The 15646-nt window shown below is 68.5% G+C and carries 13 protein-coding genes; 7 read left to right on the forward strand and 6 right to left on the reverse strand.

The features are described 5' to 3' along the window. Nucleotides 1-54: 54 nt before the first annotated feature. The 3 genes from ACT535_RS18835 to ACT535_RS18845 are packed head-to-tail and all read right to left on the reverse strand — an operon-like array spanning nucleotide 55 to nucleotide 2772. Nucleotides 55-1068 (reverse strand): ABC transporter substrate-binding protein, encoded by a 1014-nt coding sequence (locus ACT535_RS18835; RefSeq protein ID WP_476365601.1) that lies wholly within the window; start codon nucleotides 1066-1068, stop codon nucleotides 55-57. A gap of 50 nt (nucleotides 1069-1118) precedes the next feature. After that, on the reverse strand, nucleotides 1119-1985 hold the full coding sequence (locus tag ACT535_RS18840) for an ABC transporter permease (protein ID WP_168457497.1): 867 nt from the start codon (nucleotides 1983-1985) through the stop codon (nucleotides 1119-1121). A 10-nt stretch (nucleotides 1986-1995) separates the two neighbouring features. After that, nucleotides 1996-2772: an ABC transporter ATP-binding protein gene (locus tag ACT535_RS18845; protein WP_168457496.1), complete on the reverse strand. Its 777-nt coding sequence runs from the start codon at nucleotides 2770-2772 to the stop codon at nucleotides 1996-1998. A 124-nt stretch (nucleotides 2773-2896) separates the two neighbouring features. Here ACT535_RS18845 and ACT535_RS18850 point away from each other — a divergent pair, with 124 nt between their 5' ends. Next, on the forward strand, nucleotides 2897-3562 hold the full coding sequence (locus tag ACT535_RS18850) for a response regulator transcription factor (RefSeq protein ID WP_168457495.1): 666 nt from the start codon (nucleotides 2897-2899) through the stop codon (nucleotides 3560-3562). Between the two features lie 25 nt (nucleotides 3563-3587). Beyond that, nucleotides 3588-4904, forward strand: coding sequence for a sensor histidine kinase (locus tag ACT535_RS18855; protein WP_476365755.1), 1317 nt, complete (start codon nucleotides 3588-3590; stop codon nucleotides 4902-4904). Nucleotides 4905-4922: 18 nt separating this feature from the next. On the opposite strand, the gene cysG is transcribed toward ACT535_RS18855, so the two are convergent. The 3 genes from cysG to polA form a co-directional block, all read right to left on the reverse strand. After that, entirely contained in the window at nucleotides 4923-6416 is a 1494-nt protein-coding gene (gene cysG / locus ACT535_RS18860; RefSeq protein WP_476365602.1) for a siroheme synthase CysG, read from the reverse strand. A gap of 199 nt (nucleotides 6417-6615) precedes the next feature. Further along, nucleotides 6616-6960 (reverse strand): RidA family protein, encoded by a 345-nt coding sequence (locus ACT535_RS18865; protein ID WP_476365603.1) that lies wholly within the window; start codon nucleotides 6958-6960, stop codon nucleotides 6616-6618. A 271-nt stretch (nucleotides 6961-7231) separates the two neighbouring features. Beyond that, the gene (gene polA, locus ACT535_RS18870; RefSeq protein WP_476365604.1) at nucleotides 7232-10219 is read right to left on the reverse strand and encodes a DNA polymerase I; all 2988 of its coding nucleotides are present in this window, start codon (nucleotides 10217-10219) and stop codon (nucleotides 7232-7234) included. Nucleotides 10220-10714: 495 nt separating this feature from the next. Here polA and ACT535_RS18875 point away from each other — a divergent pair, with 495 nt between their 5' ends. From ACT535_RS18875 to ACT535_RS18895, 5 genes are all read left to right on the forward strand, one after another. Continuing rightward, entirely contained in the window at nucleotides 10715-12091 is a 1377-nt protein-coding gene (locus ACT535_RS18875; protein ID WP_476365605.1) for a CmpA/NrtA family ABC transporter substrate-binding protein, read from the forward strand. A gap of 65 nt (nucleotides 12092-12156) precedes the next feature. Further along, complete coding sequence (ntrB, locus tag ACT535_RS18880) at nucleotides 12157-13050, forward strand: nitrate ABC transporter permease (RefSeq protein ID WP_476365606.1); 894 nt, start codon at nucleotides 12157-12159, stop codon at nucleotides 13048-13050. A 32-nt stretch (nucleotides 13051-13082) separates the two neighbouring features. Then, nucleotides 13083-13877, forward strand: coding sequence for an ABC transporter ATP-binding protein (locus ACT535_RS18885; RefSeq protein WP_476365607.1), 795 nt, complete (start codon nucleotides 13083-13085; stop codon nucleotides 13875-13877). 110 nt (nucleotides 13878-13987) lie between these two features. Next, nucleotides 13988-14413: a globin family protein gene (locus ACT535_RS18890; protein WP_168457712.1), complete on the forward strand. Its 426-nt coding sequence runs from the start codon at nucleotides 13988-13990 to the stop codon at nucleotides 14411-14413. A gap of 10 nt (nucleotides 14414-14423) precedes the next feature. Then, nucleotides 14424-15638 (forward strand): NAD(P)/FAD-dependent oxidoreductase, encoded by a 1215-nt coding sequence (locus ACT535_RS18895; protein WP_476365608.1) that lies wholly within the window; start codon nucleotides 14424-14426, stop codon nucleotides 15636-15638. The last annotated feature ends 8 nt before the right edge of the window (nucleotides 15639-15646 follow it).

Below are 15646 nucleotides of genomic sequence, written 5' to 3' on the forward strand. Positions count from 1 at the left end.
AGACGCCGGCGCTGAGCGATCAGCGCCGGCGTCGGCATTCGGGAGGACGGCGCCTCAGCTGCCGTTGCGGGTGCGCAACTGCGGCACGAAGAGGTCGCCCCAGTTCGCCGGCTTCACCTTGATGGAGCCCGCGAGGTGCATGAAATCGGCGATCTTCATGATGCCCTCGGGCGTGGTGGAGAACCAGGTGTCCTTGTCCTCCAGCATCTCCATGACCTCTTCCTTGGTGGTCTTCACCTTGGAGGTCCGCACATAGATCTCGGCGGCGGCCGCCTTGTCCTTGGCGATGAACGCGTCCGCCTCGTCGAGCGCGTCGAGGAAGGCCTGCACCACCTTCGGGTTGGCATCGACGAAGCGCTTGGGCGCAAACGTCACGTCCATGGTCAGGCGCCCGAGGATGTCCACCGAGTTCGCCACCCGGCGCACGTTGGGGTTCTTCACCTCCAGATAGGAGAAGGGCGGCGAGGTGAAGTGCGCGGTGATCTCGGTCCGGCCCGCGGTGAGGGCGGCGAGCGCCTCGGGATGGGGCAGGCCCACCGTCATGGGATCGAGCTTCGCGTAGTTCTCGCGGCCGAATTCCTGCGCCGCCATCATCTGCAGGATGACGGCCGAAAGCGAGGTCTTGATGCCGGGCAAAGCGATCTTGTCGGAGGACTTGAAGTCCTTCAGCGAATTCACCGCCGGGTTGTTGGTGTTCATCCACAAAGCGGTGGAGGACAGGCCGCTGACGCCCACCACTTCCACGTTCGGGATGCCCTTGGCCTTGGACCACAGCGTGATGAAGCCGGGCGCGCCGGTGCCGGCGATGTCGAGGGAACCGGCCATCATGGCGTCGTTGATGACGTTGCCGCCGTCCAGCATCAGCCAGTTGACCTTGAGCGGGCCAAGGCCGGCCTTCTCCGCCTGCTTCTCCAGCAGCTTCTGGTCCTCCATCACGATGAGCGGCAGATAGAGGATGCCGTACCCCTTCGAGATGCGGACCTCCTTCACGTCCGCCTGCGCGGCGCCAGCGGCGAGGGTGGTCGCCACCGCGGCGGCGGCAATCGTGAGGCTCTTCATCCAGCCCATGTTTCTCTCCCTTTGTGTTTTCGTTGAATGACGGGTCTGGCGAACCCGGATCAGTGCTGCATGCCCCAGCGATGCACGGTCTTGCGCTCGATGGTGGCGAAGATCAGGTTTTCCACGGCGAGGCCGATGAGGATGACGGTGAACAGGCCGGCGAAGACGTTGGCCGTCTCCAGCTGGTTGCGGTTCTCGAAGATGAACCAGCCGAGGCCGCCGGAACCGGAGGAGACGCCGAACACCAGCTCGGCGGCGATGAGCGTGCGCCAGGCGAAGGCCCAGCCCACCTTGAGGCCGGTGAGGATGGCCGGGAAGGCGGCGGGGATGAGGATGAGCCGCACCAGCTTCAGCCCGCGCAGACCGTAATTCATGCCCACCATCCGCAGCGTCTTGGAGACCGCGCGGAAGCCGGAATGGGTGTTGAGCGCGATGGCCCACAGCACCGAATGCACCAGCACGAAGATGACGCTGCCCTTGCCGAGCCCGAACCAGATGAGCGCCAGCGGCAGCAGGGCGATGGCCGGCAGCGGATTGAACATGGAGGTGAGCGCCTCCAAAAGGTCCGCCCCGAGCCGCGAGCCGATGGCGATGGTGGTGAGCACGGCGGCGAGCACGATGCCGATGGCATAGCCGATGAGCAGCGTTTCCAGCGAGGAGAGGGTGCGCGCCGGGATCACCCCGTTGGCGATGTTCTCGAAGAAGGCCGAGAGCGTGTCGGTGAAGGTGGGAAACAGCAGCGGATTGGCGAGCCACAGGCCATAGGCCTGCCACAGCGCCGCCAGCGCCACGAGGATGACGGCCTTGCGCACCGCGCCGATGCGGTAGATGCGCTCGAAGGGCGAAAGGGTGGCCTCGACGGTGACGTTGCCGAGGGGCGTTTCCGGATTGACGATCTCCGGACGCAAGGCGAGGGTCTGGTTCACGGGCGTGTCCTCAGTGTCCGAAGAGCATGTCGTTGATGCGGGCTTCCAGCTCGACCTGCGCCGAGGTGCCCATCTGTTCGGCCGGAACGCTGTTCAGCTCCGCCCGCACGCGACCCGGATGGGGCGAGAGCAGCAGGATGCGCGTGCCGATCTTGATCGCCTCCTCGATGGAGTGGGTGACGAACAGGACGGTGAAGCGCGTGTCGTCCCACAATTGCAGCAGCTCGTCCTGCATCTTGCGGCGGGTGAGGGCATCCAGCGCGGCGAACGGCTCGTCCATCAGCAGCACGTCCGGCTCCATGGCCATGCCGCGGGCGATGGCGACGCGCTGCTTCATGCCGCCGGACAGCATGTGGGGATAGCTGTCGATGAACTTGGTGAGGCCCACCTTGTCGATGTAGGAGCGCGCCCGCTCCCGCGCCTCTGCGGCGCCGAGGCGGCCGGAGGAGGTGAGCGCGAAGATCACGTTCTCGCCCACGGTCTTCCACGGCAGGAGCTGGTCGAACTCCTGAAACACCATCATGCGGTCCGGGCCGGGCTCCTTCACCGCATGGTCCTTGAGGCGGATGGTGCCCTCGGTGGGCGTGATGTATCCGCCGATGGCCTTCAGCAGCGTGGACTTGCCGCAACCCGAGGGACCGAGAAGAACGAAGCGGTCGGAATCGTAGACCTTGAAGTCCACGCGGTAGGTTGCCGTGACGAGACTGTCCGGAGTCTTGTATTGAAGCGTTACGCCCTCGACGCTGAGCAGCGGCGCGAATCCAGTCTGGTCTGGATGCAAAGTCATCGTCCCTCCCCGCGCCCTCGGGCGCAAATTGTTCTTGGCGCACTTTGGCGGCCTTGCTTAGGATCATAGCCGGCGATCCTGACCCGAACCTGACGCGGGGCTGCCATGATCGCGGGAGGATGCGGTGCGCATTCTGCTGGTGGAGGACACGCCGGAAATCGGCCTCGCGGTGCAGAAGCGCTTCGAGCGCATCGGCTATGCCGTGGACTGGGAGACGGACGGGCGCACCGCGAGCGAGCTGATCGAGGTGCAGGCCTACGACCTCGTGGTGCTCGACGTGATGCTCCCCAACATGGACGGCTTCACCGTGCTCAAGCACCTGCGCCGCCGCGGCCTGCGCACGCCCGTGCTGGTCCTCACCGCCCGCTCGGCGGTGGACGACCGCATCAGCGCCCTCGACCTCGGCGCCGACGACTATCTGGTGAAGCCGTTCGACTATCGCGAGCTGGAGGCGCGGGCGCGGGCCCTGCTGCGCCGGGCAGCGGGCATGGCGGACAACACCATCAAGGCGGGGCCGCTGGTGATCGACCGCGCCGGGCGCACGGCCATGATCTCAGGCGCGCCGCTCGACCTCACCCGGCGCGAGCTGACCGTGCTGGAAATCCTTGCCTCGCGCCCCGGCGCCTTCGTCGGCAAGGAGGAATTGCTGGAGCAATTGTTCGGCTTCGACCGCGATCCAAGCACCAATGCGGTGGAGCAGTTCATCACCCGGCTGCGCCGCAAACTCGCCGCCACCTCCGTGGAAATCCGCACCGAGCGCGGCCTGGGCTACCAGCTTGTCGCTTCGTGACCTTAGGGCCTCCCTCCGCGCCCGCATGCTGGCCGCACTGGCGGCGATCCTGCTGCTCGGCGCCGCCGCGCTGAGCCTCGCCGCCTGGCAATATGCAGCGCTGGCCGCCCGCGATGCCTATGACAAGCTGCTGGTGGGCGGGGCGGTGCAGATCGCGGAGAACATCTATCTCCAGGGCGGCGTGGTGACGCTCGATCCGCCGGTCGCCGCCATCGCCACGCTCTCGGCCTATGATCTCGTGTTCTACAGCGTCACCGACCCGCGCGGCATCGTGGTGGCGGGCTATGGCGACCTCGCCCTTTCCGCCTCGCCGGAGCGCCTGCGAAAGGGCGTGGTGCTGGAGGATGGCCAGTATCAGGGGCAGCCGGTGCGCATCGCCGGGCTCGTGCGCAAGGTGGAGGGCGCGCCCGGCGACGGCTGGACCCGCATCATCGTCGCTCAGACGCTCGGCGCGCGCGCCGCCCTCACGTCCGACCTCGCCTTCAAGGCCCTCGCCATGATCGCGGCCATGAGCCTTCTCGCCCTCGCCACGGCGGCGCTCAGCCTGCGCCTCGTCTTCTCGCCGCTGACCCGCATCGAGCGGGAGATCGCCGGCCGCCAGCCGGACGACCTGAGCCCCATCGCCCTCACGCCGCCGCCCGAGGCGCGGGCGCTGGTTGAGGCCATCGACGGCTTCATGCTGCGGCTTCGGGAGCGCGTCTCCCTCATGCAGCGCTTCATCGCCGATGCCGCCCACCAGATCCGCACGCCGCTCGCCGCCATCGATGCGCAGGTGGAGCTGCTGGAGACGGACGATCCCGCACAGGCCGCGCAGCTGGAGGGGCTGAGGTCGCGCATCGCCGAACTCGGCCGGCTCACCAGCCAGTTGCTGGACCACGCCATGGTGCTCCACCGCGCCCGGTCGCCGAGCCTTGCGCCCACCGATCTCAACGCGCTGGCGAAGGCGGTGCTGGCGCGGGCCGTCCCGCTCACCCTCGACCGGGAGATCTCCATCAGCTTCGTGCCGCTGGACGGGGCGCCGCGGCTCGACGTGGACGCCATCAGCGTCGGCGAAGCGCTGGCCAACCTGATCCACAACGGCCTGATGCACGGCGCCCGCAAGCGGCTGTCGGTGTCCGTGGAACGCACGGCCGATGGCATCGCGCTGCGGGTGTGGGACGACGGCCCCGGCATCGCCGCCTCGGATCAGGCGCGCGTCGCCCTGCCGTTCCAGAAGGGCGCGGCCTCGTCCGGCTCCGGCCTCGGCCTCGCCATCGCCGGGGAAGTCGCCCGCGCCCACGGCGGCGCGCTGCGCTTCGCGGGTGGCGACGGGGATTTCAGCGTGATCCTCGAGCTGAGGTAAGGTGGCGGACCCGGTGGGTCAGCCCCGCGCCGCCTCGGCCGCCTGCGGCAGGTCCTGCGTGGCGACTTCCGAGAGCGCATGGCCGTAGAGCACGAGGCAGGGACCGTCCGCCCCCGCATCCACCGCGCGCGTCACCGCCTCCACGAGGCTGGCGACGGTGGCGAGCACCACCTTTTCCTCCGGCCGCGTGACCGAGAAGATGGCGACGGCCGGCGTCGCCGGCTCGATGCCGGCGGCGAGGAGATGGCGCACGAGGTCCGGCAGGGTCCGGCGCGGCATGTAGACGACAGTGGTGGCCGCCTTGTCGGAGAGCGCCTTGAAATCGAGATCGGCGGGCAGCTTGCCGTCGCGCGCATGGGCGGTGACGAACTGCAGCCGCCGCGCATGGTCGCGATGGGTAAGGGAGGTGACGAGCCGGCTCGCCGCGCCCTGCGGGGAGGAGATGCCCGGCACCACCTCCACCGGCACGCCGGCCGCGCGGCAATGGGCGATTTCCTCGCCGGCACGACCGAAGATCATGGGCTCGCCGCCCTTCAGGCGCACCACGCGGCGACCCTCGCGGGCGAGGTCCACCATCAGCGCGTTGATGTCGTCCTGCTTGCAGGAGGGGCCGTAGCCGGTCTTGCCCACCAGCATCTTCTTCGCCTCGCGCCGGGCGAAATCGAGGATCGCGCCGGAGACGAGATCGTCATAGAGCACCACGTCCGCCGATTGCAGCGCGCGCACCGCTTTCAGCGTCAGAAGCTCGGGATCGCCCGGCCCGGCGCCCACCAGCACCACCGATCCACCGTGCGGGGTCGAACCCTGCGTCTCGAGCGCGGCGAACAGAGCGGCGCGGTCGGCTTCCTCCGGCGCACGATGGGGCTCGGCGAGGGCTTTCGCCGCGAACCGCTCCCAGAAGGCGCGGCGGGCGTGGAAGGAGAGGCCGCGTTCCGTGACGGACGCGCGCCAGGCCTTCGCCGCCTGCGCCCAGGCGCGGAAGCCGGAGGGCAAGAGCGCCTCGATCTTGGCCCGCACCGCCTGGCCGAACACGGGCGCGGCGCCGTCCGTGGAGATGCCCACCACGAGGGGCGAGCGGTTCACGATGGCGCCGAAGGTGAAGTCGCACAAGGCCGGCCGGTCGATGACGTTCACCGGCACGCCGGCCGCGCGGGCAGCGGCGGAAAAGCGCGCAGCGGCGTCCGCATCCTCGAAATCGCCGATGGCGAGGGCCGCGCCCGCGATGTCGTCGGCGTGCCAATCGCGCACATGAACGGCGATGGCGCCGTGATCGGGTGCGCCGGCAAGGCGCCAGATGTCCTCGCAGACGGAAGGCGCGATCACCTCCACCCGCGCCCCGGCGGCGGAGAGAAGCTCCACCTTCCAGGCCGCCGGCTCGCCACCGCCCGCCACCAGCACGCGCCGGCCTTCGAGCCCGAAGAACACCGGCAGGCGCGCAAGCGCCTCCATGCGCGCCTGCCGCGTCTCACGCGGGGCACGGGGGGCGTTGGGCTCGGCGCCGGGGGCGGCCATGGGAAAAGCTCCGGAGTATCGTCAGGCGAAGAAAGTAAGCTTCAAGTCCACCGGGCGCCACCCCTCTCCCCTTGCGGGAGAGGGGCCGGGGGTGAGGGGTAAACGCCGCCGGGAATGGTGATCGCGGCGCCACCCCCTCACCCGTCTCGCGGCTGCGCCGCGATCCACCCTCTCCCGCAAGGGGGGAGGGAAAACATCCTCAGCCGCGGGCGGCGACGACGATGATCTCGACCAGGAACTGCGGCGCGGCGAGCTTGCCTTCGCTGGTGGCGCGGGCGGGGGGATTGGCCTTGTCCACCCAGGTGTCCCACACGCTGTTCATGCCGGCGAAATTCTTGATGTCCGACAGCCAGATGGTGGCGGTGAGGATGCGCGACTTGTCGGTGCCGGTGCGGGCCAGCAGGCTGTCGATGGAGGCGAGCACGGCCTTGGTCTGGCTCTCCACGTCCGGCCCTTCGGCCACCTGGCCGGCGAGATAGACGGTGTTGCCGTGGATCACCGCCTCGCTCATGCGGGCGCCCTTGTCGAGCCGTTCGATGCTCATGATGTGTCCTCGTGTTGGGGAATGGCGGGTGTTTAGCAGCTTCGGGGGCACAGGCGTCAACCATCTGACACAGCCCTCGCGCCCCGGACGCATGGAGCGCCAGCGCAATGCGAGCCGGGGCCCAGCGCAAAAAGACCGCCGAAGGCGCTGCCATATCCTGGGCTCGCAGGCATGGCCCGCTGCGCGGAGTTGTTGCGCTGGGTCCCGGCTCTCCTTCCACTCCGCTACGCTGCGTTGCAGTCGGCCGGGACGCGATATCGCTTTCCGCCCTTCAGTGCGCCTCTTCCCAATTCTTCGCCGCCCGTGCGTCCACCTTCAGCGGCACGGCAAGCTGCACGGCGGGGGCGGCCGCCGTCTCCATGGCGTGGCGCACCACGGGGATGGTGGCGTCCGCCTCGGCCTCGGGCACCTCGAACACCAGTTCGTCGTGCACCTGCAACAGCATGCGGGCGGAGAGCCCCGCTTCGACCAGCGCCGGCTCCATGCGGATCATGGCGCGGCGGATAATGTCTGCCGCCGTGCCCTGGAGGCGGGCGTTGATGGCGGCGCGCTCGTTGAAGGCGCGGATGGAGGGGTTCTTCGCCGCGATGTCGGGATAGTGGCAGCGCCGGCCGAACAGCGTCTCCACATAGCCGTGCTCGCGGCAGAAGGTCTTGGTCTCCTCCATATAGTCGCGGATGCCGGGGAAGCGCTCGAAATAGCGCTTGATGTACTGCCCCGCCTCCTCGCGCGGAATGGAGAGCTGGTTGGCGAGGCCGAAGGCGGAGATGCCGTAGATGATGCCGAAATTGATCGCCTTCGCCCGCCGCCGGATTTCTCCCGGCATGTCCTTCACGGGCACGCCGAACATTTCGGAGGCCGTCATCGCGTGGATGTCCAGCCCCTCCGTGAATGCCTGCCGCAGCGCCGGGATCTCGGCGATCTCGGCCAAGAGCCGCAACTCGATCTGCGAATAGTCGGCCGAGACGAGGAGGTTGCCCTCCTCCGCCACGAAGGCGCGGCGGATGCGCCGGCCTTCCTCGGTGCGCACGGGGATGTTCTGCAGGTTGGGATCGGAGGAGGAGAGCCGCCCGGTGGTGGTGGCCGCCAGCGCATAGGAGGTGTGGACGCGCTTCGTCTCAGGGTGCACGAAGTTCGGCAGCGCGTCCGTATAGGTCGAGCGGAGCTTCGAGAGCTGGCGCCATTCCAGGATCTTTTGCGGCAGCTTGTGGCCCTGCTCGGCCAGCTCCTCCAGCGCGGTGGCCTTGGTGGACCACATGCCGGTGGCGGTCTTGGTGCCGCCGGGCAGGCCCATGCGGCCGAAGAGGATGTCGCCCATCTGCTTGGGGCTGCCCACGTTCAGCCGCTCGCCGGCCAGTTCCGCGATCTCGTCCTCCACCCGCGCGGCGCCCTGCGCGAATTCGGAGGAGAGGCGGGCCAGCATGGCCTTGTCGATGGCGATGCCGCGGGATTCCATGCGCGCCAGCACGGGAATGAGCGGGCGCTCCAGCGTCTCGTAGACGGTGGTGCGGCCCTCGGCGGCGAGGCGGGGCTTGAGCACCTGCCAGAGGCGGAGCGTCACGTCCGCGTCCTCGGCGGCGTAGGCGGTGGCGGGCTCCAGCGCCACCTTGTCGAAGGTGATCTGCGCCTTGCCCTTCCCCGTCACCTCCGAATAGGCGATGGGCTGGTGCCCGAGATGGAGGACGGAGAGCTCGTCCATGCCATGGCCGTTCCGGCCGGCGTCGAGCGCGTAGGACATGCACATGGTGCAGTCGATGGGCGCCACCTGGATGCCGTGGCGGGCCAGCACCAGCTCGTCATACTTCACATTGTGCCCGACCTTGAGCGTGCCCTTGTCCTCAAGAACCGGCTTGAGCGCCGCGACCGCATCGGCGAGCGAGATCTGCCCCGGCAGCAGGCCCTCGGAGAACAGGCCGTCGCCCGCGCCCTGATGCAGGAGGGGGATGTAGCAGGCCTCGTTGGGCGAGAGCGCCAGCGAGACACCCACGAGGTCCGCCTGCATGGGGTCCAGCGAATTGGTTTCGGTGTCGAAGGCGACGACGCCGAGGTCCATGGCCTTCGCGCACCACGCCTTCAGCTCGGAAAGATCGAGGATGGTGCGATAGGCCTTGCGGTCTACGGGCGTCGCCCGCGCGGCCTGCGCGCGCTGGTGGGCGAGATCGGAGGGGGTGGGCGTGCCGCTGGGGGCGGCCGGGACAGCGCCCGGCTGGGTGGCGGCCGGCTTCTCGCCTTCGGCGGCGGGCGATGCGGCGGGGGCGAAGAGATCGCCGCCGCTGGGCGCCAGCTTCGGGTCCGGCTCCACCTCGCCGGCTTCCACGCCATAGGCCTCGGCCACGCGGCGGGTGATGGTGGTGAATTCCATGGCCTTGAGGAAGGAGATGAGGCGCTTCGCGTCCGGGTCTTCGAGGACCAAGTCCTCCAGCGGCACTTCCACCGCCACGTCGCGCACCAGCGTGACGAGCTGCTTGGAGATGCGCGCGGCCTCCTGATTGTTCAGGAGGGACTCGCGGCGCTTGGGCTGCTTGATCTCGCCGGCGCGGGCGAGCAGCGTTTCGAGATCGCCATATTCGGCGATGAGCTGGGCGGCGGTCTTGATGCCGATGCCGGGCACGCCGGGCACGTTGTCGGTGGAATCACCGGCCAGCGCCTGCACGTCCGTGACCTTCTCCGGCGGCACGCCGAAATATTCCTGAACCTCGCCGAGGCCGATGCGCCGCTCGGGGCGCGCCCCGCGCCCGCCGCTCTCGCCCGAGGCGGGGTCATACATGGCGACCTTGGGGCCGATGAGCTGCATCAAATCCTTGTCGGCGGAGACGATGAGCACGTCCGCGCCCGCCTTCACCGCCTGCTCGGCATAGGTGGCGATGATGTCGTCCGCCTCGTAGCGCGCCTGCTCCACCGGGATGAGGCCGAAGGCGCGCACCGCCTCGCGCATGAGCGGGAATTGGGGAATCAGCTCGTCTGGCGGCTCGGAGCGGTTGGCCTTGTAGTCGGGATAAAGCTCCTTGCGGAACGAATCCTCCGACTTGTCGAACACGATGGCGAGATGGGTAGGGCGGATGCCCACGGCCCCGTCGCGCACGAACTGGAACAGCTTGGTGCAGAAGAGGCGCACCGCGCCCGTGGGCAGCCGGTCCGAGCGGAAATTGTACTTCCGGTCCTGATTGATGGACTGGAAATAGGCGCGGAACACGAAGGACGAGCCATCCACCAGGAACACATGGTCGCCGGGCTTGAGGGGGCGGGGAGAGGGGGACATGGCGCGTCCTTCAAAGGTCCGGCGGCAGCGGCGATCAGGGGTTGGGATCGGGGGTCGCAAGATCGGGGGTCGATCGAGGCGCGCACGATGCCCGAGGGGGCGGCGAGGAACAAGTGCCGCGGCACTCGCCGAACGCGCGCGTCACGGGCGCGGGGACGCCCGCGAGCCCAATGGCCAAGCCGTGCCGCAGCGCACACTTCGCAGGCATCTGCATCACCAGATGAACAACGGACGTGCAGACATTGGGCGCGCCCAATTTTTCATCAGTCGAAATTCAATCTCAGAATCAAAGACCTAAGCATCCGGACGCAGTTGGCCCATCACTTGCTTTTATCATTGCGGCGCAGTCGATGATGACCGCGCCCCATATTCGTCCCAACGATGGGACCCGCAGCAGAGCCGCTGACAGCCATGACCGGAAGGTCGTGAGCATGTCCGCGGCTTTTTTCGTTTCGGGTCTCCTCGTCCGCCTTTGCCGTTCCAGGGGAAAAGAACATGAGCGACGCTTCCAAGACCGACACCGACGCCGCCGAATCCGCCGCCGCATCGAACACCACGCCGGCCGCGTCCGCCCCCGGCGTCTCGCGCCGCTCGCTGCTGAAGGGCACGGCCGCGGCCCTCGGCACCGCCGCGCTGTTCGAGAGCATCCGCATGGCGTTCCCCGGCGGCGTGCCTGCGGCCTACGCGGCGGCGCCGGAGACCACCAAGGCGACGCTCGGCTACATCGCGCTCATGGATGCCTCGCCCCTCGTCATCGCCAAGGAGAAGGGCTTCTTCGCCAAGCACGGCGTGCCCGACGTGGAGGTGGTGAAGCAGGCCTCCTGGGGCGCCACCCGCGACAACCTCGTGCTCGGCGGCGAGAAGAACGGCATCGACGGCGCGCACATCCTCACGCCCATGCCCTACCTCATCTCCACGGGCAAGGTGACGCAGAACAACGTGCCGACCCCCATGTACATCCTCGCGCGCCTCAACCTCGACGCGCAGGCCATCTCGGTCTCCAACGAATACAAGGACCTCAAGGTCACGGCCGACGCCAGCGCCCTGAAAGAGGCTTTCGCCAAGAAGAAGGCCGAGGGCAAGGAAGTAAAGATCGCCATGACCTTTCCGGGCGGCACCCACGATTTGTGGATCCGCTACTGGCTGGCCTCGGCCGGCATCGACCCGGACAAGGACGTCTCCACCATCGTGGTGCCCCCGCCGCAGATGGTCGCCAACATGAAGGTCGGCAACATGGACGCCTTCTGCGTGGGCGAGCCGTGGAACGAGCAGCTGGTCAACCAGGGCATCGGCTTCACCGCCTGCACCACGGGCGAGATCTGGAAGCAGCACCCCGAGAAGGCGCTCGGCATGCGTGCCGACTATGTGGACAAGAACCCCAACGCCACCCGCGCCATCCTGAAAGCCGTCATGGAAGCCCAGCAATGGTGCGACAAGATGGAAAACAAGAAGGAGATGTCCGAGATCGTCGGAAAGCGGCAGTGGTTCAACGTGCCGGTCTCCGACATCTACGGCCGCGCCATCGGCGACATCAATTACGGCAACGGCCGCGTGGTGAAGAATTCCGACCAGTACATGAAGTTCTGGATGGACCACGCCTCCTATCCCTTCCGCAGCCATGATGCCTGGTTCATCACCGAGGACATCCGCTGGGGCAAGTTCGAGCCCACGACGGACATCAACGCCCTCGTCGCCAAGGTGAACCGCGAGGAGATCTGGCGCGAAGCGGCGAAGGAACTGGGCGTCGCCGCGAGCGACATTCCCGCCACGTCCTCGCGCGGCAAGGAAACCTTCTTCGACGGCAAGGTCTTCGATCCCGCCGATCCGCAGGCCTACCTCAAGAGCCTCGGCATCAAGCGCGTCGACGCCTGAGCCCCAACGCCCCCTCCCGCGCGGAGGGGGCCTCTTCCCGATATCCAGACCCGGAGCTTGTGCCCATGTCCGTCACCGCCTTGAAGGAGCCGCCCCGCGAGGTCCGACGCTCCGGGACAGCAGAAGTCGTCAAGATGAAACCCGCCGCCGCCCGCCGCCCCTCCCGCTGGCCGGGCTATGCCAAGTCCGTCGCCGCCACCGTCATCCCGCCGCTGGTGATGGTGGTGCTGCTCGGCCTCCTGTGGGAGATCCTGTGCTCCGGCGCGGGCGCCACCCTGCCGCCGCCGAGCCGCATCTGGGCGGATTCCAAGGACCTCATCCTCGACCCGTTCTTCGTCGCCGGCCCGCAGGATATCGGCCTCGGCTGGCGCGTCATGATCTCGCTCCAGCGTGTGGCGGTGGGCTTCGGCCTCGCGGCGGTGGTCGGCATCGCGCTCGGCGCGGTGGTGGGCCAGTCGGTCTGGGCCATGCGCGGACTCGATCCCATCTTCCAGGTGCTGCGCACGGTGCCGCCGCTGGCGTGGCTGCCCATCGCGCTCGCCGCGTTCCGGGACTCGAACCCCTCCGCCATCTTCGTGATCTTCATCACCGCCATCTGGCCGATCATCATCAACACGGCCGTGGGCATCCGGAACATCCCGCAGGATTACCGGAACGTGGCGCAGGTTCTGCGGCTGAACCCGCTCGAATTCTTCTGGAAGATCATGCTGCCCTCCGCGGCGCCCTACATCTTCACCGGCCTGCGCATCGGCATCGGCCTCTCCTGGCTCGCCATCGTGGCGGCGGAGATGCTCACCGGCGGTGTCGGCATCGGCTTCTTCATCTGGGATGCGTGGAACTCCTCCCGCCTGCCCGACATCATCGTGGCCCTCGTCTACATCGGCGTCGTCGGCTTCGTGCTCGACCGCCTCGTGGCCGGCATCGGCGCCTTCGTCACCCGCGGCACGCAGGCTTCCTGAGCCCGTCCCACCCCATCTTCAAGGAGGCTTCGATGCCCGCCTATCTCGAGCTCAGCCAGATCGGCAAGACCTTCTCCCGCGGCGCCGCCACCACCGAGGTGCTGCGCGATGTCTCCCTCGACATCGCCAAGGGGGAATACATCTCCATCATCGGCCATTCCGGCTGCGGCAAGTCCACCCTGCTCAACATCGTGGCGGGGCTGACCCGCGCCACCACCGGCGGCGTGATCCTTGACGGGCGGGAGGTGAACGCCCCCGGCCCCGACCGCGCCGTCGTGTTCCAGAACCACTCCCTGCTGCCGTGGCTCACCGTCTACGACAACGTGCGCCTCGCGGTGGACAAGGTGTTCGCCGGCACCCGCTCGCGCGCCGAGCGGCACGACTGGACCCTGCACAATCTCGACCTCGTGCAGATGGGCCACGCCAAGGACAAGCGCCCGTCCGAGATCTCCGGCGGCATGAAGCAGCGCGTCGGCATCGCCCGGGCGCTGGCCATGGAGCCGAAGGTGCTGCTGCTCGACGAGCCGTTCGGTGCGCTGGACGCGCTCACCCGCGCCCACCTGCAGGACAGCGTGATGCAGATCCATGCCACGCTGGGCAACACCATCCTGATGATCACCCACGACGTGGACGAGGCGGTGCTGCTCTCCGACCGCATCGTGATGATGACCAACGGCCCCTCCGCCTATGTGGGCGAGGTGCTGGAGGTGAAGCTGCCCCGCCCGCGCAAACGCCTCGAGCTGGTGACCAACCCCACCTACCTCAAGGCCCGCGAGGCGGTGCTGAAATTCCTCCACGAGCGCCACCGCTTCGTCGAGGCCGCCTAGCAGACCGCAGAAGCGCGGGCCTGGCCCGCGCCGGCCGCAGACCGCCGACACCACGCGCCGAACCGGCGCGCGGGTCCGTGCGCCCTTCATCCAGGAGTTTCGCCATGAGCCTGACCCCGCACCAGATCGAATTGATCCAGGACTCGTTCCGCAAGGTGGTGCCCATCGCCGACACGGCCGCCACCGTCTTCTACGGCCGGCTGTTCGAGATCGCGCCCGAGGTGAAGCCCCTGTTCAAGGGCGACATGAGCCTCCAGGGCGCCAAGCTCATGGCGACGCTCGGCCTCGTCGTCGCCGGCCTCAGCGATTTGTCGAAGATCGTCCCGGCCGCCGAGAGCCTTGCCCGCAAGCATGTGGGCTACGGCGTGAAGGATGAGCATTACGCCCCCGTCGGCGCCGCGCTGATCTGGACGCTGGAGCGCGGTCTTGGCCCTGACTTCACCCCGGAGACGGAGGAAGCCTGGGCAAAGGCCTATGCGATCCTCTCTTCCGTGATGATCGCCGCCGCCGCCGAGGCGCCGGTTCCGGCCGAGTGAGGAGGCAGGCGTGAGCGAGCCCCTTCTCGTCATCGGCAACGGCATGGCCGCCGCGAAGCTCTGCGAGGAGCTGACCTCCCGCGCGCTCGGCCGCCATGCCGTGGCGGTGATCGGGGCGGAGCCCTGCCTCGCCTACAATCGCGTGCTGCTCTCCGAGGTGCTCGCCGGCCACATGGCCGCCGCCGAGGCGGAGATGAAGCCCGCCACCTGGTGGCGCGCGCGGGGCGTGACCCTGCAATACGGCACCCCCGCCGCCGCGCTCGACCGCTCCGCGCGCGAAGTGGTGCTGGCCGATGGCCGCCGCCTGCCCTTCGGCAAGCTGGTGCTCGCCACCGGCTCCCACCCCATCCGCCTGCCCCTGCCGGGCATGGCGCTGCCCGGCGTCCACACCTTCCGCGATCTGAAGGACGTGGAAGCCCTGCTCGCCGCTGCCGCTGTTCCCGGAACCCGCGCCGTGGTCATCGGCGGCGGGCTCCTCGGCATCGAGGCCGCCGCCGGGCTCGCCGGCGCGGGCGTCGAGACCCGCCTCGTCCACCTCATGGACCGGCTGATGGAACGCCAGCTCGACGCCGCCGCCGGCGCGTTCCTGAAGCGCGCGGTGGAGGCCAAGGGCATCGAGGTGCTGCTCGGCGCCGCCAGCGAGGCCATCGAAGGCGAAAGCCATGTCACCGGCCTGCGCCTCAAGGATGGCCGCGTCCTCCCCGCAGACATTCTCGTGGTGGCCTGCGGCGTCACCCCCAATGCGGACCTCGCCCGCGCCGCGGGATTGGAGGTGAAGCGCGGCATCGTGGTGGACGACACTCTCGCCTCGTCCGATCCCGACATCTTCGCCATCGGTGAATGCGCCGAGCATCGCGGCATGACCTACGGCCTTGTCGCCCCGGCCTATGAGCAGGCCGGCGTGCTCGCCCGCCGCCTCGCGGGGGAGGATGCGCGCTATGAGGGCTCGGTGGTCTCCACCAATCTCAAGGTGTCGGGCGTGCCCGTCTTCTCCGCCGGCGACGTCACCGGCGGCGCGGGCACCGAAGACATCGTGCTCACCGATCGCGGCCTCGGCGTCTACCGCCGGCTCATCGTGAAGGACGGCGTGCTCGCCGGGGCCGTGCTGTTCGGCGACACGGCGGACGGCCTCTTCTATCTCGACCTCATCACCCGCCGCACCCCCATCGCCGCCATGCGCACCGAGCTTGCGTTCGGCCGCGATGCGGTAGCCGCCGCAGCCTGACAAGAAGA

It is taken from the genome of Xanthobacter sp. DMC12, from assembly GCF_056314105.1.